Genomic DNA, 18,971 nt, shown 5'->3' with positions numbered 1-18,971 from the left:
TGTACCGGTTTCGCGGACGCGCGGGCCCGGATTCCCCGAATGATCCCTTTTTGGCCGGCGCGCGTCCATGCGGGATTGCACAGAGCGGCCGGCCTTGGAGCGCCGGCGTGCGGTCAGAACCGATGCCGGATGCCGACCGTCCCGACCACTTGCGTGTTGTTCGACGAAGCCGCGAGCCCCGTGACGTTCGCGAAGCCGAGCGTCGCGCCCGACGGCACGCCGAACTGGTGCTGGTAGACGGTTTCCGCATACACGTCGGTGCGCTTGCTCAGCGCGTAGTCGGCCATCAGCGTCACCTGATGCCATTTCGGCCGATGGCTGCCGGTTGCGTCGTCGTAGCGGCCGTTGGTGAACGTATAGGCGCCCGCGAACGACACGGCCGGCGTCAGCGCATAGCGCGCGTTGACCTCGAAGTTGTCGAAGCGCAGCGCGTTCAGCGCGCCGGGCAGCGACGACGCGGCCGTTTCATCGAACATCGAATGCGTCCACAGCGCGCCGACCGTCAGCCGGTCGAACGCGTAGCTGCCGCCCGCGCCCATCACGCGCTGGCGCACGGCCGGGAAGTTCGGGCCGTCGTTGGTCGACAGCGCACCGCCGGCCGTCAGCCCGCCGCGGTTGAGCTGCAGGTACGCGGCGCCGAGGCTGACCGGCCCGTTCGCATACGACACGCCCGCGCTGTACGCGCGGTTGTTCGCGAAGCCGCCGGCCGCGTTGCTGAACCCGTACAGGCCGCCGAACTGCCAGCCGGCGAGCGTCGGGCTCGTGTATTTCACCGCGTTGTCGATGTAGAACGAATCGTCGATGTTGTCGTTGTCGAACGGGTGCGACGCGAGGTTGTTGCCGTCGCCGTTGTTCGCCATCGCGAGCGGGCCGAGGTAGTCGACCACGGCGTCGTACTGCCGGCCGAGGGTCAGCGCGCCGTACTGGTCGCTCTGCAGGCCGACGTACGCGCGGCGGCCGAACATCGTGTTCTTGTACGACTGCGTGCCGTTGTTCAGGTTGAAGCCGTTCTCGAGGCGGAACAGCGCATGCAGGCCGCCGCCGAGATCCTCGTTGCCGCTCAGGCCGAAGACCGTATTCGATAGCAGGCCGCTGCCTTGCTGCCACGCGCTTTTACCCGACTGGTTGTTCGTATAGACGATACCCGCATCGAGCATCCCGTAGAGCGTGACGCTGCTTTGCGCATGCGCGGCGGCACTGAGGAACGCGAGGGAGAGGGTACCGACGACTGCTTTTTTCATTGTGAGTGTTTCCTGGAAAGGCCCGTAGCGACGGGAACGACGATCCGGCGCGCGCACCGGCGGCGAACCGGCGCGGCTCGTGACGAACCGCGCGCGTTCGCATCGGAGACGCGCGTTCGAATCGATGAAAGGGGAGCGGGCGCGTGACGCGTGCCACGCGCGGCCGCAATGGATATCGGCTAGTGCTGCAGCAGGCGGATCGTGCCGAATTCGGCGGCCGGCAACAGGCGGAGGATCGACAGGATCGCCGGCGATGCCTGCGAACGCGCGACCTCGAGCTCGATGCACGCGCGCCCGGTACGGTTGTCGATCGCGGCCGTATAGAAATTGAGTGCGGTGCCGACTGCCTGATGCAGCAGGCGCCGCACGACGGCGAGGTTGTCCGATTCGACACGGATCGACAGCAGCACGAGTTCGTCGGCAGGGGACCGGCGCCGCGCACGAACGGGCGGCAGATCGCGTGAAGCGGCGGTTTCGGTTCTGGTCGGTTTCATGCTGGCACCCCGGTCGCATCGTGCTCCGCACCGCGGAGATCTCGTCTTGGACATGCCGCTCATTCTAGGAATCGTGGTGACGAGATGGTGTATAGACTCGAACCGGCCCTGAAAAGAACGCATAAAAACGCCATGGCCACCGGCTTTCGTCTTTACAGCTTTTTTATTCCTTGTAAAGAAATTGAACACCGCTTTGATACGCGGATTTCTACACTGTCGCATCCCATTCGCCAGATGAGCATGGGGGCGTCACACGGGCCTGCGCCGGTACGGCAGGGCCCGGTACGCCAACGATCGCGCGGAGATATCGCGCATATGAAAAAAGGGGAAAGCCATGTTGTGGATCACCGGCGCGTTGTCGCTCGCGCTCTTTATCTATCTGTTTCATGCTTTGATCAAGCCCGAGCGGTATTGATCGGCACGATTCAACAGGAATTCGAAAATATCGGTGGATGTCATGAGCGATCTGCTTTTCATTCTGTTCACGCTCGCGTTCTTTGCCTTGACGGCGGGTTTCATCACCGGCCTTGACCGGATCTGAGCGAGCGTCGACATGTTCAACAATCTCATTCAATTTGCGATCGTTCTCGCGATCATGCTGGCGCTGGTGCCCGTCGTCGGGAAATGGCTCGCCCACGCCTTTACGAGCCCGCGCCACGCGTGGGTCGAACGCCGTACCTATGCGCTGCTCGGCGTGAACCCCGACGAAGCGATGTCGTGGCAGCGCTACGGCATGGTGCTGCTGCTCAGCAATGCCGGGATGATGCTGGTCGGCTACCTGCTGCTGCGCATCCAGGACGCGCTGCCGTTCGATGCGCTGCAGCGTGCCGCGCAAAGCCCCGACCTCGCGTTCAACACCGCCGCGTCGTTCATCACGAACACGAACTGGCAGGCGTATGCGGGCGAGAGCAGCCTGTCGAACTTCTCGCAGATGGCTGTCATCACGTTCCTGATGGTGGTCAGCGCGGCGACCGGCGTCGCGGCCGCAGGCGGCTTCATCCGCGGGCTGAGCCGCAAGAGCGCGGCGGACCTCGGCAACTACTGGGTCGACTTCACGCGCGTGACCTATCGCGTGCTGCTGCCGCTCAGCTTCGTGATGGCGCTCGTGTACGTGTGGCAGGGCATGCCGCAGACGCTCGCGTCCGATGCGTGGGCGACCACGCTCGAAGGCGCGCGCCAGCAGATCGTGATGGGGCCGGTGGCCAGCCTCGAATCGATCAAGCATATCGGCACGAACGGCGGCGGCTTCTTCAGCATGAACGCCGCGCATCCGTTCGAGAACCCGACGCCGCTCACCAACACGCTGCACATGCTGTCGATGCTGCTGATTCCGTCCGCGCTGACCTATGCACTCGGCACGATGATCGGCCGGCGCCGCCAGGGCTGGGTGATTCTTGCCGCGTTCGTCGTGATGTTCGTCGGCTTCCTGGCCGTGATCTATTCGGCCGAGCAGCACGGCAATCCGCTCGTGACCGGGCTCGGCGTCGACCAGCAACTGAGCGCCACGCAGCCGGGCGGCAACATGGAAGGCAAGGAGATGCGCTTCGGCATCGCGCAGACGAGCCTGTTCGCCACCGTCACGACGGCCGCGACCACCGGTTCGGTCGACGCGATGCATGACTCGCTGACGCCGCTGGGCGGGCTCGTGCCGATCGCGCAGATGATGCTGAACAACGTGTTCGGCGGCGACGGCGTCGGGCTGATCAACCTGTTCACGTTCGCGATCCTCACGGTGTTCCTGGTCGGGATGATGATCGGGCGCACGCCGGAGTTTCTCGGCAAGAAGATCGAGGCGCGCGAGATGAAGCTCGTGATGCTCGCGGTGCTCGCGCATCCGTTCAGCATCCTCGGCTTCACCGCGGTGGCGTCGATGCTGCACTCGACGATGGACAGCCTCGCGAACCTCGGCCCGCACGGCTTCAGCGAAGTGCTGTACGCGTACACGTCGGGCACGGCCAACAACGGTTCCGCATTCGCGGGCCTGAACGCGAACACGCCGTTCTTCAACACGACGATCGGCTTCGCGATGCTGATCGGCCGCTACCTGACACTGCTGCCGATGCTCGCGGTCGCGGGCAGCCTCGCCGCGAAGAAGAGCGTGCCGGAAAGCGCGGGCACGCTGTCCACGTCGACGGGCCTGTTCGCCGGCCTGCTGATCTTCGTGATCCTGGTCGTCGGTGGTCTCACGTTCCTGCCGGCGCTCGCGCTCGGCCCGGTCGTCGAGCACCTGATGATGTCGGGCGGCCAACTGTTCTGAGGAAAACATCATGATGCAAGGCAATCGCCAGGCAGCGGCCGCCGCCGCGCCGGCACCCGGTTCTTCGTTCGGCGCGGCGACGCGCGGCCTCGTGCGGCCCGTGATCGCGTCGTCGGTGCTGTTCATGCTCGTCACCGGGATCGCGTATCCGCTGCTCACCACGGGCGTCGCGAACGTGCTGTTCCCGTCGCAGGCGCGCGGCAGTCTCGTGCAGCGCAACGGCACGACGGTCGGCTCGGCGGTGATCGGGCAGAACTTCACGCACGCCAGCTACTTCCACGGGCGGCCGAGCGCGACGACCGGCACCGATCCGGCCGATCCGTCGAAGACGGTCGACCAGCCGTACAACGCGGCGGGCAGCGGCGCCAGCAACCAGGGCGCCACCAGCAAGAAGCTGCTCGCGGATATCGCGCAGCGTGTGCGTGCGTACCGGCAGGAGAACGCGCTCGCGGCCGGCACGCCGGTGCCGGCGGATGCGGTGACCGCATCCGCATCGGGGCTCGATCCCGAGATCTCGGTCGCGAATGCGCGGCTGCAGGTGGCACGCGTCGCGCAGGCACGCGGCGTCGAGGCCGCGCAAGTCACGGCGCTGGTCGACCGGATCGCCACACCGCGCCAGCTCGGCGTGCTCGGTGAACCGCGCGTGCGCGTGCTCGACCTGAACCTGGCGCTGGACCGCGCATTCGGCCAGGCGGCCGGCGCGAAGCAATAGCAGGAACCACGGAGTCACTCATGTCCCATATCGAAACCCCGATCACCCCCGCGGCCATGCCGCTCGGCGGCGTGCCGCCGATGCGCTGGACGGCCGTGCTGCGCGAGGCGTTCCGCAAGCTCGCGCCGCGCGTGCAGTTGAAGAACCCGGTGATGTTCGTCGTGTATCTCGGCAGCATCGTCACGACCTTGCTGTGGCTGCAGGCGCTGACCGGCAAGGGCGACGCGCCGGCCGGCTTCATCTTCGCGGTCGCGTGCTGGCTGTGGTTCACCGTGCTGTTCGCGAACGCGGCCGAGGCGCTGGCCGAAGGGCGCGGCAAGGCGCAGGCCGACGCACTGCGCGCGGCACGCAAGCGCGTGTATGCGAAGGTGCTCGACGAGCCGAAGCAATTCGGCAGCACCAGCCATCGCGTGCCGAGCGACGAACTCGCGGCCGGCAGCATCGTGCTCGTCGAGGCTGGCGACACGATCCCCGCCGACGGCGAAGTGATCGACGGCGTTGCGTCGGTCGACGAATCGGCGATCACCGGCGAATCCGCGCCGGTGATCCGCGAGTCGGGTGGCGATTTCTCGTCGGTGACGGGCGGCACGCGTGTGCTGTCCGACTGGATCATCGTGAAGATCACCGCGCAACCGGGTGAGGCATTCCTCGACCGGATGATCGCGATGGTCGAAGGCGCGAAGCGCGGCAAGACGCCGAACGAAGTCGCGTTGACGATCCTGCTCGTCGCGCTGACGATCATCTTCCTGCTCGTGTGCGTGACACTGCTGCCGTTCTCGCAGTTCAGCGTGCTGCTGAACGCGTCGGGCACGGCGGTGAGCCTGACCGTGCTGATCGCCTTGCTCGTCTGCCTGATTCCGACGACGATCGGTGCGCTGCTGTCGGCGATCGGCATCGCGGGGATGAGCCGCATGATGCGCGCGAACGTGCTCGCGACGTCGGGCCGCGCGATCGAGGCGGCCGGCGACGTCGACGTGCTGCTGCTCGACAAGACCGGTACGATCACGCTCGGCAACCGCGAGGCCGTGCAGTTCCGGCCGGCGCCGGGCGTGGACGAGCGTGCGCTGGCCGAGGCCGCGCAACTGTCGTCGCTTGCCGACGAGACCCCGGAAGGGCGCTCGATCGTCTCGCTCGCGAAGCAGCGCTTCTCGCTGGACGTGGCGGCAGCCGCTGGCAGCATCACCGTGCCGTTCAGCGCACGCACGCGGATGAGCGGCCTCGATATCGGCGAGCGCCAGGTGCGCAAGGGCGCGGCGTCGGCGATCCGCGCGCACGTCGATGCGCTCGGCGGTGTGTTTCCTCAAGCGGTCGAGACGGCGGTCAACGATATCGCTCGACGTGGCGGTACGCCGCTCGTCGTCGCCGACGGATCGCGCGTGCTCGGCGCGATCGAGCTGAAGGACATCGTCAAGCACGGGATCGCCGCGCGCTTTGCCGAACTGCGCAAGGTCGGCGTGAAGACCGTGATGATCACCGGCGACAACCGGCTCACCGCGGCGGCGATCGCGGCGGAAGCCGGCGTTGACGACTACCTCGCCGAAGCGACGCCCGAAGACAAGCTGCGGCTGATTCGCGAGCACCAGGCGAAGGGCCATCTCGTCGCGATGACGGGTGACGGCACCAACGACGCGCCGGCACTCGCGCAGGCCGACGTGGCCGTCGCGATGCACAGCGGCACGCAGGCGGCGAAGGAAGCGGCCAACATGGTCGACCTCGACAGCAACCCGACCAAGCTGATGCAGGTGGTCGAGGTCGGCAAGCAGATGATCATGACGCGCGGCGCGCTGACCACGTTCAGCGTGGCCAACGATCTCGCGAAGTATTTCGCGATCATCCCGGCCGCGTTCGTCGCGACCTATCCGGCGCTCGGCGCGCTGAACGTGATGGGGCTGCACAGCCCGACGTCGGCGATCCTGTCGGCGGTGATCTTCAATGCGCTGATCATCGTCGCACTGATCCCGCTCGCGCTGAAAGGCGTGAAGTATCGCGCGGAGCCGGCCGAGAAGCTGCTGGGGCGCAACCTGCTGATCTACGGTGTGGGCGGGATCATCGCGCCGTTCATCGGCATCAAGCTGATCGACATGCTGTTGACGCCGTTTATCTGACCGAACGCGCCGTCGCGGCCCCGCTCACGCCTTCGTGGCGTGTGCGGGGCCGTTCGGCGTTTCAATTGCCGGAAGCGATCATGGATGTGAATGTGAACGTGAGCGAAGCGAATCGACGGGCAACAGGGCAGCGGGACACCGCCGCCCGCCGCAGCGAGGCCGGCACGCGCCGCGACCGCTGGCGCGGCGTGCTGCGCGCGTGTGCGGCGCTGGCCGACCGCATCGCGGGCGCAGGGCCCGACACGCGGCCGACGCTGGCCGTGCGTGAAGCGCGACCGCGCACGCACGTGTGGGTGTCGCAGTACGCGGTGCCGCTGCTGCTCGCCACGCTCGTGTGCGCGCTGGCGACGCTCGCGGCGAGCGCGCTGCTGCGCGTGTTCGACCTGTCGAACGTCGTGATGCTGTTCCTGATGACCGTCGTGCTGATCGCGCTGCGGCTCGGTCGCCTGGCCGGCGCGTGGGCGGCGTTCGTGTGCGTCGGCTGCTTCGACTTTTTCTTCGTCGAGCCGAGACTGTCGTTCGCGGTGTCCGATACGCAGTACGTGTTCACGTTCGCGCTGATGCTGGCCGTCGCGCTCGCGATCGGCCAGCTCGCGGCGCGCCTGCGCGCGGAGGCGCGGGCCGCACGCGCGAACGAGAAGCGCTCGGCCGCGCTCGCGCGGGTCGCGCATGACCTGTCGGCCGCGATCGAGACCGAGCAGATCGCGTCGATCTGCACCGGCACGATCGCGCCGCTGCTCGGTGTGCGCGTCGCGCTCGTGCTGCCGGATGCGGATGACCATCTGATGCCGGCGCAGCACGCCCGGTTCGTCGAAGCGCCGATCGCCCGCTGGGTCTACGAGAATGCGCGCGGCGCCGGGTGCGGGCTGCCGCCGTTCGAGCGTGCGGCCGCGCAGTACCTGCCGCTGAAGGCGCCGATGCGCGTGCGCGGCGTGCTCGTGCTGTTCGGCGACGCGCAGCCGGTACCCACCGACCCCGACGATCGCCGCCTGATCGACGCATTGTGCTCGTCGATCGCGATGGCGCTCGAACGCGTGCACTACGTCGGCGTCGCGCAGCATACGCTGGTCCGGATTGAAGGGGAGCGGCTGCGCAACGCGCTGCTCGCCGCGGTGTCGCACGATCTGAAGACGCCGCTGACCGCGATCCGCGGGCTCGCCGAAACGCTGGAGCGGCCCGAGCGGCTGGCCGACGGGCAGCCGGCCGCACTCGCGCACGGCATTCGCAACCAGGCCGAGGCGCTGCACGGGCTCGTCGTGAACCTGCTCGACCTCGCGCGGATGCAGAGCGAGGGCGTGCGGCTGAATCGCGAGTGGCACATGCTCGACGAGATCGTCGGCAGCGCGCTCGCGCATTCGGCCGGCGTGCTGGCCGGCCGCGACGTGAGCGCCGACTTGCCGGCCGACCTGCCGCTGATCGACGTCGACGCGCTGCTGATCGAGCGGGTGCTGATGAACCTGCTCGACAACGCGGCGAAGTACGCGGGCACGGATGCGGCCGTAGCGGTGCGGGCACGCGTGTTCGGCGAAACGCTGTACGTGTTCGTCGAGGACGACGGGCCCGGCTTCGTCGCACGCAACACCGAGCCGCTGTTCGAGCCGTTCGAGCGCGAACGCAAGGAATCGTCGATCAGCGGCGTGGGGCTCGGGCTCGCGCTGTGCCGCAGCATCGTCAACGCGCACGGCGGCTCGATCCGCGCGGTACCACTCGATCCGCACGGCGCGCGGTTCGAGATTCGCCTGCCACTGGGCGCGCCGCCCGATATCGAACACGAGAGCCGGACATGATCAGATCGCGCGTACTTATCGTCGAGGACGAATCGGACATCCGCCGTTTCGTGCGGATGGCGCTGGAACAGGAAGGGCTCGACACCTGCGAGGCGTCGACGGCCCGCGAGGCGCGAATGTATGCGTCGAGCAGCAAGCCCGATCTCGTGATCGTCGATCTCGGGCTGCCGGACGACGATGGCAAGACGTTCATCCGCGAATTGCGCGAGTGGTCGACGGTGCCGGTGATCGTGCTGTCGGCGCGGCAGCAGGAAGTGGAGAAGGTCGCGGCGCTCGACGCGGGCGCGGACGATTACCTGCCGAAGCCGTTCGGCGTGCCCGAACTGCTGGCGCGGGCGCGCGCGCAGTTGCGGCGCGCGGCGTTCGTGTCGGCCGACGGGCAATCGTCGTCGATCGTGCGGTTCGGCGACGTGACAGTCGATCTCGGCAAGCACGAAGTCGCGCGCGGCGGCGAGCCGGTCCACCTGACGCGCCTCGAATTCCGGCTGCTCGCCGCGCTGATTCGTGCGCGTGGCGGCGTGATCGCCGCGCGGCAATTGCTGGCGGAGGTGTGGGGCATCCACGACGCGGAGCGCGCGCACTACGTGCGCGTGTACATGACGAACCTGCGGCAGAAGCTCGAACCGGTGCCGGCGCGCCCGCGGCACCTGCTGACCGAGCTGCAATTCGGCTACCGTCTGGTCGGTCTGGAAACGGTCGGAATGGCGGACGGGCCGCGCGGTGCGGCGTAGGCAGGTCTAGACAAGTGAAAGGCGCCCCTGGCGGCGCGTGTACGTCTGGAGAAAGCTGTTGTTTAGCTTGTCGTAATTCGCAATTAATTGAAATTTAAGGAAAAATCGCATTCATGAAACAATCCGCCGACAACTAGTGATAAACACGGATTGCTGGCAAACCTGCAGAAAAGGCAAAGTTGTATGTACAACTTGGGGTGTCGCCGGAAGGGGCGATCTCCGGGTTGGAAGGGTTCACGGCGGCGCGGATCGCCCGACGGGACCCCTGCCCAGTTCGCCTCTGACAGGAACGCCATGAAGAAACTCGCGCTCAGTATTGCCCTTGCCTGCATCGCGGTCGGTGCCCACGCCAAGGATTGGTCGACGATCCGGTTCGGCGTCGACGCCAGCTATCCGCCGTTCGAATCGAAGGACGCAAGCGGCAAGGTCGTCGGCTTCGACGTCGATCTCGGCAACGAGATCTGCGCCCGCCTGAAGGCGAAGTGCGTGTGGATCGAGAACGACTTCGACGGGATGATTCCCGCGCTGAAGGCGAAGAAGTTCGACGGCGTGCTGTCGTCGATGTCGATGACGCCGGCGCGCGCCGAGCAGATCGCGTTCTCCGACAAGCTGTTCAACACGCCGACGCGCCTCGTCACGAAGAAGGGCGCGAACCTGCAGCCGACGGCCGAATCGCTGAAGGGCAAGTCGGTCGGCGTCGAGCAGGGCACCATCCAGGAAACCTACGCGAAGGCCTACTGGGCGCCGAAGGGCGTGCAGGTCGTGCCTTACCAGAACCAGGACGGCGTGTACCAGGACCTGATGTCGGGCCGCCTCGACGCAGCGCTGCAGGACGCGGTACAGGCCGACATCGGCTTCCTGAAGACGCCGCGCGGCGCGAACTTCGACTTCGCCGGCAAGGACATCGACGATCCGAAGACGCTCGGCAACGGCGCCGGCATCGGCCTGCGCAAGGACGACGCCGACCTGAAGGCGAAGATCGACCATGCGATCGCCGACATCATCAAGGACGGCACGTACAAGAAGATCGAGAAGAAGTACTTCGCGTTCGACGTCTACGGCGGCTGACCGTCCATGCGGCGCGCACCGGCTGTGGCGCGCGCCGCGCTTTTTTGGGTGCAACCCGTTTCGCGTGATGCGTCCGACTTGATGAGCAGGTCGCATCAGGTAGTGCGCAGATATCGTTTGATGCGGGGTTAATGGCTGTCGAAAATCCAGCCACCTCGTTCTGGATCCCTCATATGATCTTCCAAGGATTTGGTCCGCTGTTGTGGGCCGGCACGGTGGAAACCGTGAAGCTCGCGGTGCTGTCGCTTGCCGCGTCGCTCGTGCTGGGCCTCGTCGGCGCGAGCGCGAAACTGTCGACAAATCGTGTGCTCAAGTCGATCGGCACCTTCTACACGACGCTGATCCGCGCGGTGCCGGACCTCGTGCTGATGCTGCTGCTGTTCTACGGGATCCAGATCCTGCTGAACAACTTCACCGACATGCTCGGCTGGGACCAGATCGACATCGATCCGTTCGTGGCGGGCGTCATCACGCTCGGCTTCATCTACGGCGCGTACTTCACCGAGACGTTCCGCGGCGCGTTCCTCGCGGTTCCGCGCGGCCAGCTCGAAGCGGGCTTCGCGTACGGGATGAGCGGCTGGCGCGTGTTCCGCCGCATCCTGTTCCCGCAGATGATGCGCTTCGCGCTGCCCGGCATCGGCAACAACTGGCAGGTGCTCGTGAAGGCCACCGCGCTCGTGTCGATCATCGGCCTCGCCGACGTCGTCAAGGCGTCGCAGGACGCGGGCAAGAGCACGCTCGATTTCTTCTTCTTCACGCTGGCTGCAGGCGCGATCTACCTCGCGATCACGACGGTGTCCAATGTCGTGCTGCATCACCTCGAGAAGCGTTATTCCGTTGGCGTCCGGAGGCTCGCACTGTGATCGAACTCGTCAGCCAGTACTGGCAAAGCTATCTCTACACCGACGGCTACCGCTTCAGCGGCCTCGCGATCACGCTGTGGCTGCTGGTCGTGTCGATCGCCCTCGGCTTCGCGCTCGCGGTGCCGCTCGCCATCGCACGCGCGTCGTCGAACCGCTGGATCTCGACCCCCGTGTGGCTCTACACGTACGTGTTCCGCGGCACGCCGCTCTACGTGCAGCTGCTGATGTGCTACACGGGCATCTACAGCCTGCAGGTCGTGCACAACCACGTCTTGCTCGACACGTTCTTCCGCAACGCGATGAACTGCACGCTGCTCGCGTTCGTGCTGAACGAATGCGCGTATGCGACCGAGATCTTCGCGGGTTCGATCAAGGCGACGTCGGCCGGCGAGATCGAGGCCGGGATGGCCTACGGGATGTCGCGCTTCAAGCTTTATACGCGGATCATCCTGCCTTCCGCGCTGCGCCGCTCGCTGCCGAGCTACAGCAACGAAGTGATCCTGATGCTGCACGCGACCACGCTCGCGTTCACCGCGACCGTGCCCGACATCCTGAAAGTCACGCGCGATGTCAACTCCGCGACCTACATGTCGTTCCAGGCGTACGGCATTGCGGCCGTGATGTACGCCCTCGTCGTGTTCACGCTCATCTGGGCGTTCCGCAAGCTCGAGACGCGCTGGCTCGCGTACCTCTCGCCGCGCGGCCATTAACGCTTTCGCAAGATTCGCAAGGAAGGACCAAGCATGTACAAGCTCACCGTTGACAACCTGCACAAGAAGTTCGGCGACAACGAGGTGTTGAAGGGCGTGTCGATGAAGGCGAAGGCCGGCGACGTGATCAGCATCATCGGCTCGAGCGGCTCCGGCAAGAGCACGTTCCTGCGCTGCATCAACTTCCTCGAGCAGCCGTGCTCCGGGCAGATAACGATCGGCAGCGAGCCGATCCAGACCACGCGCGACCGCAACGGCTCGCTGCGCGTGACCGACCAGAAGCAGCTGCAGCGGATGCGCACCAAGCTGTCGATGGTGTTCCAGCACTTCAACCTGTGGGCACACATGACGGTGCTCGAGAACGTGATCGAAGCGCCGATGGCCGTGCTCGGCGTCAGCAAGGACGAAGCGATCGCGCGGGCGCGCAAGTATCTCGAGAAGGTCGGCCTCGCGCCGCGTGTCGAGGGGATGTATCCGTCGCATCTGTCGGGCGGCCAGCAGCAGCGCGTCGCGATCGCACGTGCGCTCGCGATGGAGCCGGAAGTGATGCTGTTCGACGAGCCGACGTCGGCGCTCGATCCGGAGCTCGTCGGCGAAGTGCTGAAGGTGATGCAGAAGCTCGCGGAGGAAGGGCGTACGATGGTCGTCGTCACGCACGAGATGGGCTTCGCACGCAACGTGTCGAATCACGTGATCTTCCTGCACCAAGGGAAGATCGAGGAGGAAGGGGATCCGCAAGAGATTCTCGTGAATCCGAAGAGCGAACGGCTCGGGCAGTTCCTGTCGGGGCGGTTGAAGTAAGCCGGCTGGCGGCGTCGCGGACTGCCCGGGACGCCGCACACTGGAACGCTAAATGCTTGTCACGCGTGATCCTTTCGATGAAGGAGCACCGCGATGAGCACACCCACCACCACTGCCTTTTCCCATGTAAAGCCGCAGGACACCGCCTATCACGGCGAAGGCCTGCGCGATTTCTTCCTCTATCGCGATCTCGGTATCGCGGCCGCGACGAACGGCAAGGTCGTCGCGCAGCTCGTCAGGGCGAATCATGCACCGGAGGCGGGCACCGGCTGGCACCGCCACGAGGCCGAGTTCCATATCGTGATCATGCTGAAGGGCTGGGCGCGCTTCATGTACGGCGAGCGCGAGACGCTGGTGAGCGCCGGCGACTGCGTGCATCAGGCGCCGGGAATCGTCCACTACCTGTTCGACTACTCGCCGGACATGGAGTACCTGGAGATCGTCGGGCCCGCCGATTTCAAGTCGATCGACGTCGAAGGGCCGTGCGCCGTGCCGCCGCCGACGCCGTGGGGGGAGGTGGGGGCATAGCTTCGTGATTTCCCGACAAGCATCATCTGTCCACTTGCGATAAACCGCCTTCGGGCGGTTTTTTCGTTGCGCGTTCCACAAAAGCTTCCGTGCGTTCTGCTCGCACCTGCGATCCGCTTGCCCCTTCGTCACATTCTTTCGAATTCCGAATGGTTGCGAAGCTGAAGATCTGGAAAGAAAGGAAAGGCATTCGTCAGCTTCGATCCGTCGACAGCGCCGCGTTGTCAAAGATCGTCAATTGCGGGTGGATGCGGTGCACGGCCTGTCGACGACCGGCGTTAAGGAAGTACCAGCCGGATCACCGGTTGACTTACCCGGGAGAGTTTCATGAAGCGCATCGCGAAGATCCTGACGGCCACCGCAGTGGCATGTGCCGTTCTTGCTCCGGCACTGGCCGAAGCGCATTCGCACCGTGTGTGTCATTTCGATCACCACCACCATCGCGTGTGCCGCTGGGTGCGGTAACCGCGACTTTCCCGGGGATCCCCGGAACGCATTCTTCATTCAGGCAAATCAGGAGAGGACTATGAAAAAGACGATGTTGATCGCCGCGCTGGTCGCCGGCATGGGTATGTCGATCGGTGCGTTCGCGCAGGTTCCGGCCAGCGCGCCGGCCGGCACGACCGGTCTGTGCAAGGACGGCTCGTTCTACTCGGGCGCGTCGAAGAAGGGCGCATGCGCGGGCCACAAGGGTGTGAAGACCTGGTACGGCGCATCGTCGGCGGCAGCCGCGAGCGCACCGGCCGCAGCGCCGGCAACGGCAGCCTCCGCAGCCCCTGCATCCGGCACCGCGCCGGCGAAGAGCGCGGCCGCGACGACCGCGGCGGCAGCACCGGGCGGCGGCGCGGGCAAGGTGTGGGCCAACGACAGCACGAAGGTCTATCACTGCTCGACCGACAAGTACTACGGCAAGACGAAGCACGGCAGCTACATGTCGGAAGCCGACGCGAAGGCGAAGGGCTACCACGCGTCGCACGGCAAGGCCTGTTCGTAACGCAGGCTGACGCGCGAGGCCGCTTCCTCGCGCGTCGTCCGCACGCTGCTGCACCTCACGCCCCGCCTTCCCCGGCGGGGCGTTTCATTTTCAGTGCCGTCCGGCTTCAGTGGGCGTGATTCGATTGCGTGTCGGTCGCTGCATCGTGCGCGGTTGCGCGGGCATCGAGCAGCGCGCGCAGCGTCACGTAGTGCGTGCCGTCCGCGTTGCCTTCCGCACCCGCGGTGCGATCGTACGGCTCGTTGTCATGGATCGTCGCCCGCACGATCGGGTAGATCTGCGTTTCCCATCGGCTGCCGTTGAACACACCGTAGTGGCCCGCTCCAGTCTGCACGTGGTGCGTCTTCAGATACGGTGGTAACCCCGAACACAGTTCCTGCGCGGCCACCGTCTGGCCCACTGCGCAGATATCGTCCTTCTCGCCTTCGATCGTCAACAGTGCGGTGCGATGAATCGCCGCCGGTTCGACGAGCCGGTCGCCGACCGTCAGCTCGCCACGCGCGAGCGCGTATTGCTGGAACACCTTCTCGACCGTTTCCAGATAGAACTCGGCAGTGAGATCGGCGGTGGCGAAGTATTCGTCGTAGAAGTGCCGCAGCGTGTCGGCTTTCGCCGGATCGCCTTTTGCGCGCTCGTAGTACATGTCGGCGAACGATGCCGCATGGCGATCCGGATTCATCGACATGAACGCGCCGACCTGCACGAAGCCCGGATACACGCAGCGCTGCGCCCCGACGAAGCCCGCCGGCACGACGCTGATCAGGTTCCGCGCAAACCATTCGATCGGCTGGCTCGTCGCGAGCGCGTTGACCTTCGTCGGATTCACGCGGCAGTCGATCGGCCCCGCCATCAGCGTCAGGCTCGCGGGCTGCGCCGGATCGCCGCCGGCGGCCATCAGCGCGACCGCCGCGAGCGCGGCGACGGTCGGCTGGCAGATCGCGAGCACATGCGCGTCCGGGCCGATCTGGTGGATGAAGTCGATCACGTGCATCACGTATTCGTCGAAGCCGAATCGTCCGGCCGTCAGCGGGATGTCGCGCGGGTTGTGCCAGTCGGTGATGTACACGTCGTGGTCGGCCAGCATCGTATGCACCGTGCCGCGCAGCAGCGTCGCGAAATGCCCGGACATCGGCGCAACGATCAGCACGCGCGGCTGGCGCGCAACCGGCAGCGCCTTGCGGAAATGCAGCAGCGTGCCGAACGGCGTTGCCGCGGCGGCCTCCTCGACGATCGGCACCGTTTCGCCGTCGACGACGATCGACGCGATGCCGAACGGCGGACGCCGGTGCGAGAACGCGCAGCATTCGAGCAGTTCGCACAGCGCGTCGAGCATGCGGCCGGTCGGCGTCGCGGTGGCGGGCGGCCACAGCGACATCGTCGCGCGTGCGGCGGCGGCCCATGCGCGCGCCGGGCGCGTGCATTCGGCAGACCATTGATAGAACGGATAGGCAAGCAGATTCATGACCGTCGCTCGTTGTGCCGCGTTGCATCGAACGAGGCAAGCCATGTGCCAGCCCGCGGCTGGCACGCGCGTTGCACGTGGTTCGGGAGCGCGGCGACGCAGGCCGCACGCGACAACCGGCAACGGCACGCGATGCGTGGCCATGCCGATCTGGCGTGCGGCACGTGCCGCGCCAGTGTGCGGCGTTGCGCCAGTTCGGCGAATGTGCCGCACCGGCATGGTGCGGATGACGCCGCGTGGCGTCCGTTTTCGGTGCAGGGGCACGAACGGCTTTGGACAGGGGAGCGACATGGAAGTCACCGGACAGACGACGTTGACCATCAGCAGCCGCAATTACTCGTCGTGGTCGATGCGCGGCTGGCTGCTCGCAAAGCTGAGCGGGATTGTGTTCGAGACGGTCAGCGTGCCGATCGATGCCGCGTCGCGCGCGGAGTTGCTGCTGCTGTCGCCGTCGATTCTCGTGCCGTGCCTGACGCACGACGGCAACACGGTGTGGGACACGCTCGCGATCGCCGAATACCTGAACGAGATCCGGCCACAGGCGCGGCTGTTGCCGGAAGAACGGCAAGCCCGCGCGCATTGCCGCTCGATCTGCGGCGAGATGCATTCCGGTTTCAGCGCGTTGCGATCCGCGTTGCCGATGAACCTGCGCGCGCATTTCCCCGGCTTCCGGATCTGGTCGCGCGCGCAGCACGACATCCAGCGGATCGTGACGATCTGGCGCGAGTGCCTGGCCGCGTACGGCGGCCCCTGGCTGTTCGGCGCGGAGATCGGCATCGCCGACGCGATGTATGCGCCGGTCGTCACGCGCTTCCTGACCTACGACGTGAAACTGGAGCCCGATGTGGCCGAGTACTGCATGCGGGTGCTCGCGCATCCGTTCGTCGCGGAGTGGATCGAGGCGGCGAAGGCGGAGCACGAAGACATCGACGAACTCGACATGGAGTTCTGACGCGCGGAGTGGCTTGGCGCTTTCAATTGCACTACACGAATACGCATCGAAACGAACTTTTTGGTGTGGCTTCGAGCCTCGCAAACGTTTTACCTTGATTTCGCGTCGAAACGAGGACGAATTCCCTAAAGGATGTTGAGCCCGATGACGTAAACGGGTCACGGGGATGACTCGCGATCGCATGCTTCCGACCTGCGACGCGCAGTCCGCAACATTCAGCGCAGCAGGGGAATCGACTTGAATCGTCAGCAATCGTGGACGCGTACGGCGGCGCCCGGGGAAATCATTTACGCCGAGGGGTTCGCGGGCGAGCCCGTCATCTTTCTGATCACCGACGGCAAGGTCGAGCTGTCCACGCGCTGCGACGACAAGCGCGTCGTCGTCGCGACGCTCGGCCGTGGCGAGTTCTTCGGTGAGTCGGCGCTGCTCGGGGCCGAGCCGCGTGCCCAGACCGCGAAGGCGCTTTCATTCTGTCAGCTCACGGTCGTGCCGGTCGGCACGCTCGACGAAGAAATCGAGCGCGTGTCGGCGCTGCTGCGCCACATCGTGCGGACGATGATCCGGCGCGTGAAGCGCAAGGACGACCAGCTCGCGACCTATACGCACGCCGACTTCATGCCGGGCGTGCTGTCGTATGCGCATGTGCTGGCGCTGATGGCGGGCACCGAGGCGCGCGAGGGCGGCGATGCGTGGACGCGCCGGCCGATGCAGGCCCATGCGGCCGAAACCTCGGTGCCGCTCGCTGACGTAATCCGCAAATGCCGCGCGATTGCCGGCCACTCGCGGCCGCACGTGCTCGCGATGCTGCGACGCATGGAGAAGCTCAATCTCGTCACGATCGAAGCCGCGCAGGCGGACCATGCGGGCGGGGCAACCGACTATGCGGCGTCGTCGGACGCGCGCCAGGTCGTCACGTTCGACGCCGCGCGCGTGATCGATCGTGCGCAACAGGTTGCCGATCACGATCTCGACCTGTCGATCAACAGCGAACTCGAACTCATCGAGCTGGCCGATCTCGAGTCGCTGATCGGCGTCGAGAAGACCATGCTGCTCAACAAGCTGTCGAACGGCGAAATCGCCGACGAAGTGTTTGCGTTCCGCAAATCGAAGGTGCTCAGTTACGTCGAACAGAAGGGTGTCGCGTACTTCTCGCGACGCAATGCGCGTCGTGGCGAGGTGCGCTCGCTGGAGGATCTCGTGTCGATCGACCAGCGCACGCTGTTCGACGTCATCAGCGCGTTCGATACCTACGATCTCGCGAAGCTGATCGCGAATCTCGACGATCGCGCGGTGGCCGACAAGCTGTTCTCCGTGATGACCGAGGCGCGGCGCAACGAGGTGTCGTGGGTGATGCGACGCGAGCTCAAGCTCGATCCGGTCGAGATCGAGGACATCGAGCAGCGCGTGCTGGATGCCGTTCGCGCGGCGAAGGCGCCGGCGGCGGGCGCAGCGCCCGTCGCGTCGGCATCGGATGCATGACAAGGGGGCGCACATGGATCTGTTGACGCTGGCCGGCGTGGTGCTTGGGGGCGCTGCGATCGTGTTCGGTTTCGCGCTGGAAGGCGGGCATTTCTCGATGCTGTTCCAGTTCGAGGCGCTCGTGATCGTGCTCGGCGGCACACTCGGCGCGGTGATGATCCAGAACACCTGGGCGCGCTTCTTCGACGCGGTGAAGCAGTTGCGGCTCGCATTCGTGAGTGCGCGCGAGGTCGATCGCAAGAACCTGTCCGACCTGCTCGAATGGGGCGACCGCGCGAAGCTCGACGGGCTGCTCGCGTTCGAATCGATGGACGTGAGCGGCATCCATCCGTTCGCACGCCGCGGGCTCGAACTTCTGGCGAACGGTGTGTCGACCGCCGTGCTCGAGGATGCCTTGCAGCGCGAACTCGACGCCTACGAACGCAGCCGCCTGGCCGCCGCGCGCGTGTGGCAGCAGGCCGGCGGCTATGCGCCGACGTTCGGCATTCTCGGGTCGGTGCTCGGGCTCGTGCAGGTGACGAGCCATATTCTCGAACCGGCGCAGCTCGGGCCGGGCATCGCGGTTGCATTCATCGCGACGCTGTACGGGCTGGCGTTCGCCAACCTCGTGTTCCTGCCGCTTTACGGCAAGCTGCGCGCGCAGATCGACAGCGAGCTGCGGTTTCGCAAGCTGTATCTCGACGGCTTGCTGGCGATTTCGCGCAAGGAGTCGCCGCATACGATCGAAACGCGCCTGACCGGCGACGTGCGCGGGCGCGCGGCCGAGTCGCTCGCGTGATGAGCGTGC

The 18,971-nt window shown here is 66.0% G+C and carries 19 protein-coding genes; 16 read left to right on the top strand and 3 right to left on the bottom strand.

All coding sequences use genetic code 11. The features are described 5' to 3' along the window. Positions 1 to 113: 113 nt before the first annotated feature. On the bottom strand, positions 114 to 1,241 hold the full coding sequence (locus LGN19_RS09645; protein WP_226214250.1) for a porin: 1,128 nt from the start codon (positions 1,239 to 1,241) through the stop codon (positions 114 to 116). A gap of 179 nt (positions 1,242 to 1,420) precedes the next feature. Then, on the bottom strand, positions 1,421 to 1,735 hold the full coding sequence (locus LGN19_RS09640; RefSeq protein WP_226214248.1) for a hypothetical protein: 315 nt from the start codon (positions 1,733 to 1,735) through the stop codon (positions 1,421 to 1,423). 334 nt (positions 1,736 to 2,069) lie between these two features. Here LGN19_RS09640 and kdpF point away from each other — a divergent pair, with 334 nt between their 5' ends. The 13 genes from kdpF (at position 2,070) to LGN19_RS09575 (ending at position 14,291) form a co-directional block, all read left to right on the top strand. Further along, positions 2,070 to 2,150 carry a K(+)-transporting ATPase subunit F gene (gene kdpF, locus LGN19_RS39890; RefSeq protein ID WP_063623159.1) on the top strand — a complete coding sequence of 27 codons (81 nt, stop codon included), beginning with the start codon at positions 2,070 to 2,072 and terminating at the stop codon, positions 2,148 to 2,150. Positions 2,151 to 2,288: 138 nt separating this feature from the next. Next, complete coding sequence (gene kdpA / locus LGN19_RS09630) at positions 2,289 to 3,992, top strand: potassium-transporting ATPase subunit KdpA (protein ID WP_226214246.1); 1,704 nt, start codon at positions 2,289 to 2,291, stop codon at positions 3,990 to 3,992. A 10-nt stretch (positions 3,993 to 4,002) separates the two neighbouring features. Next, positions 4,003 to 4,704, top strand: a complete 702-nt coding sequence (gene kdpC / locus LGN19_RS09625; protein ID WP_226214244.1) for a potassium-transporting ATPase subunit KdpC — start codon at positions 4,003 to 4,005, stop codon at positions 4,702 to 4,704. Positions 4,705 to 4,760: 56 nt separating this feature from the next. After that, positions 4,761 to 6,809 carry a potassium-transporting ATPase subunit KdpB gene (gene kdpB / locus LGN19_RS09620; protein ID WP_226214584.1) on the top strand — a complete coding sequence of 683 codons (2,049 nt, stop codon included), beginning with the start codon at positions 4,761 to 4,763 and terminating at the stop codon, positions 6,807 to 6,809. 80 nt (positions 6,810 to 6,889) lie between these two features. Further along, positions 6,890 to 8,596: a DUF4118 domain-containing protein gene (locus tag LGN19_RS09615; protein WP_174976761.1), complete on the top strand. Its 1,707-nt coding sequence runs from the start codon at positions 6,890 to 6,892 to the stop codon at positions 8,594 to 8,596. Further along, the gene (locus LGN19_RS09610; RefSeq protein ID WP_174958240.1) at positions 8,593 to 9,327 is read left to right on the top strand and encodes a response regulator; all 735 of its coding nucleotides are present in this window, start codon (positions 8,593 to 8,595) and stop codon (positions 9,325 to 9,327) included. The genes LGN19_RS09615 and LGN19_RS09610 overlap by 4 nt, the downstream gene beginning before the upstream one ends. 294 nt (positions 9,328 to 9,621) lie before the next feature. Further along, a complete protein-coding gene (locus LGN19_RS09605; RefSeq protein WP_174958239.1) occupies positions 9,622 to 10,395 on the top strand; it encodes an ABC transporter substrate-binding protein in 774 nt (257 codons plus the stop codon). A gap of 173 nt (positions 10,396 to 10,568) precedes the next feature. Next, positions 10,569 to 11,258, top strand: coding sequence for an ABC transporter permease (locus LGN19_RS09600; RefSeq protein WP_174949025.1), 690 nt, complete (start codon positions 10,569 to 10,571; stop codon positions 11,256 to 11,258). Then, positions 11,255 to 11,968 carry an ABC transporter permease gene (locus tag LGN19_RS09595; protein ID WP_174958237.1) on the top strand — a complete coding sequence of 238 codons (714 nt, stop codon included), beginning with the start codon at positions 11,255 to 11,257 and terminating at the stop codon, positions 11,966 to 11,968. The genes LGN19_RS09600 and LGN19_RS09595 overlap by 4 nt, the downstream gene beginning before the upstream one ends. Positions 11,969 to 12,001: 33 nt before the next feature. After that, positions 12,002 to 12,769 carry an ABC transporter ATP-binding protein gene (locus tag LGN19_RS09590; RefSeq protein WP_174958236.1) on the top strand — a complete coding sequence of 256 codons (768 nt, stop codon included), beginning with the start codon at positions 12,002 to 12,004 and terminating at the stop codon, positions 12,767 to 12,769. Between the two features lie 93 nt (positions 12,770 to 12,862). Continuing rightward, entirely contained in the window at positions 12,863 to 13,297 is a 435-nt protein-coding gene (locus LGN19_RS09585; RefSeq protein ID WP_174976763.1) for a cupin domain-containing protein, read from the top strand. 327 nt (positions 13,298 to 13,624) lie between these two features. Then, positions 13,625 to 13,762, top strand: a complete 138-nt coding sequence (locus tag LGN19_RS09580; RefSeq protein ID WP_167347852.1) for an HHHH-motif protein — start codon at positions 13,625 to 13,627, stop codon at positions 13,760 to 13,762. A gap of 61 nt (positions 13,763 to 13,823) precedes the next feature. Next, positions 13,824 to 14,291 carry a DUF3761 domain-containing protein gene (locus tag LGN19_RS09575; RefSeq protein ID WP_089432284.1) on the top strand — a complete coding sequence of 156 codons (468 nt, stop codon included), beginning with the start codon at positions 13,824 to 13,826 and terminating at the stop codon, positions 14,289 to 14,291. A 106-nt stretch (positions 14,292 to 14,397) separates the two neighbouring features. On the opposite strand, the gene LGN19_RS09570 is transcribed toward LGN19_RS09575, so the two are convergent. Continuing rightward, positions 14,398 to 15,753, bottom strand: coding sequence for a polyhydroxyalkanoate depolymerase (locus tag LGN19_RS09570; RefSeq protein WP_226214242.1), 1,356 nt, complete (start codon positions 15,751 to 15,753; stop codon positions 14,398 to 14,400). Positions 15,754 to 16,042: 289 nt separating this feature from the next. Here LGN19_RS09570 and LGN19_RS09565 point away from each other — a divergent pair, with 289 nt between their 5' ends. The 3 genes from LGN19_RS09565 to LGN19_RS09555 all read left to right on the top strand — a co-directional run bounded on the left by LGN19_RS09565 (position 16,043) and on the right by LGN19_RS09555 (position 18,962). Then, on the top strand, positions 16,043 to 16,705 hold the full coding sequence (locus LGN19_RS09565) for a glutathione S-transferase family protein (protein WP_226214240.1): 663 nt from the start codon (positions 16,043 to 16,045) through the stop codon (positions 16,703 to 16,705). Positions 16,706 to 16,942: 237 nt separating this feature from the next. Next, positions 16,943 to 18,184 (top strand): cyclic nucleotide-binding domain-containing protein, encoded by a 1,242-nt coding sequence (locus LGN19_RS09560; protein ID WP_226214238.1) that lies wholly within the window; start codon positions 16,943 to 16,945, stop codon positions 18,182 to 18,184. Between the two features lie 13 nt (positions 18,185 to 18,197). After that, complete coding sequence (locus LGN19_RS09555) at positions 18,198 to 18,962, top strand: flagellar motor protein (RefSeq protein WP_174958230.1); 765 nt, start codon at positions 18,198 to 18,200, stop codon at positions 18,960 to 18,962. Positions 18,963 to 18,971 lie beyond the last annotated feature (9 nt).

The organism is Burkholderia sp. AU30198 (assembly GCF_020419825.1).
Classification (GTDB): domain Bacteria; phylum Pseudomonadota; class Gammaproteobacteria; order Burkholderiales; family Burkholderiaceae; genus Burkholderia.
The sequence above is the reverse complement of the archived record's forward strand: the minus strand, read 5'-3'. Positions and strand labels throughout refer to the sequence as shown.

Coding starts and splice junctions, on each gene's coding strand:
- LGN19_RS09600 (WP_174949025.1), top strand. CDS start 10,569: ATGATCTTCCAAGGATTTGGTCCGCTGTTGTGGGCCGGCACGGTGGAA.
- LGN19_RS09555 (WP_174958230.1), top strand. CDS start 18,198: ATGGATCTGTTGACGCTGGCCGGCGTGGTGCTTGGGGGCGCTGCGATC.
- LGN19_RS09580 (WP_167347852.1), top strand. CDS start 13,625: ATGAAGCGCATCGCGAAGATCCTGACGGCCACCGCAGTGGCATGTGCC.
- kdpA (WP_226214246.1), top strand. CDS start 2,289: ATGTTCAACAATCTCATTCAATTTGCGATCGTTCTCGCGATCATGCTG.
- LGN19_RS09640 (WP_226214248.1), bottom strand. CDS start 1,735: ATGAAACCGACCAGAACCGAAACCGCCGCTTCACGCGATCTGCCGCCC.
- kdpF (WP_063623159.1), top strand. CDS start 2,070: ATGTTGTGGATCACCGGCGCGTTGTCGCTCGCGCTCTTTATCTATCTG.
- LGN19_RS09590 (WP_174958236.1), top strand. CDS start 12,002: ATGTACAAGCTCACCGTTGACAACCTGCACAAGAAGTTCGGCGACAAC.
- LGN19_RS09645 (WP_226214250.1), bottom strand. CDS start 1,241: ATGAAAAAAGCAGTCGTCGGTACCCTCTCCCTCGCGTTCCTCAGTGCC.
- kdpB (WP_226214584.1), top strand. CDS start 4,761: ATGCCGCTCGGCGGCGTGCCGCCGATGCGCTGGACGGCCGTGCTGCGC.
- LGN19_RS09615 (WP_174976761.1), top strand. CDS start 6,890: ATGGATGTGAATGTGAACGTGAGCGAAGCGAATCGACGGGCAACAGGG.
- LGN19_RS09565 (WP_226214240.1), top strand. CDS start 16,043: ATGGAAGTCACCGGACAGACGACGTTGACCATCAGCAGCCGCAATTAC.
- LGN19_RS09585 (WP_174976763.1), top strand. CDS start 12,863: ATGAGCACACCCACCACCACTGCCTTTTCCCATGTAAAGCCGCAGGAC.
- LGN19_RS09605 (WP_174958239.1), top strand. CDS start 9,622: ATGAAGAAACTCGCGCTCAGTATTGCCCTTGCCTGCATCGCGGTCGGT.
- kdpC (WP_226214244.1), top strand. CDS start 4,003: ATGATGCAAGGCAATCGCCAGGCAGCGGCCGCCGCCGCGCCGGCACCC.
- LGN19_RS09575 (WP_089432284.1), top strand. CDS start 13,824: ATGAAAAAGACGATGTTGATCGCCGCGCTGGTCGCCGGCATGGGTATG.
- LGN19_RS09610 (WP_174958240.1), top strand. CDS start 8,593: ATGATCAGATCGCGCGTACTTATCGTCGAGGACGAATCGGACATCCGC.
- LGN19_RS09570 (WP_226214242.1), bottom strand. CDS start 15,753: ATGAATCTGCTTGCCTATCCGTTCTATCAATGGTCTGCCGAATGCACG.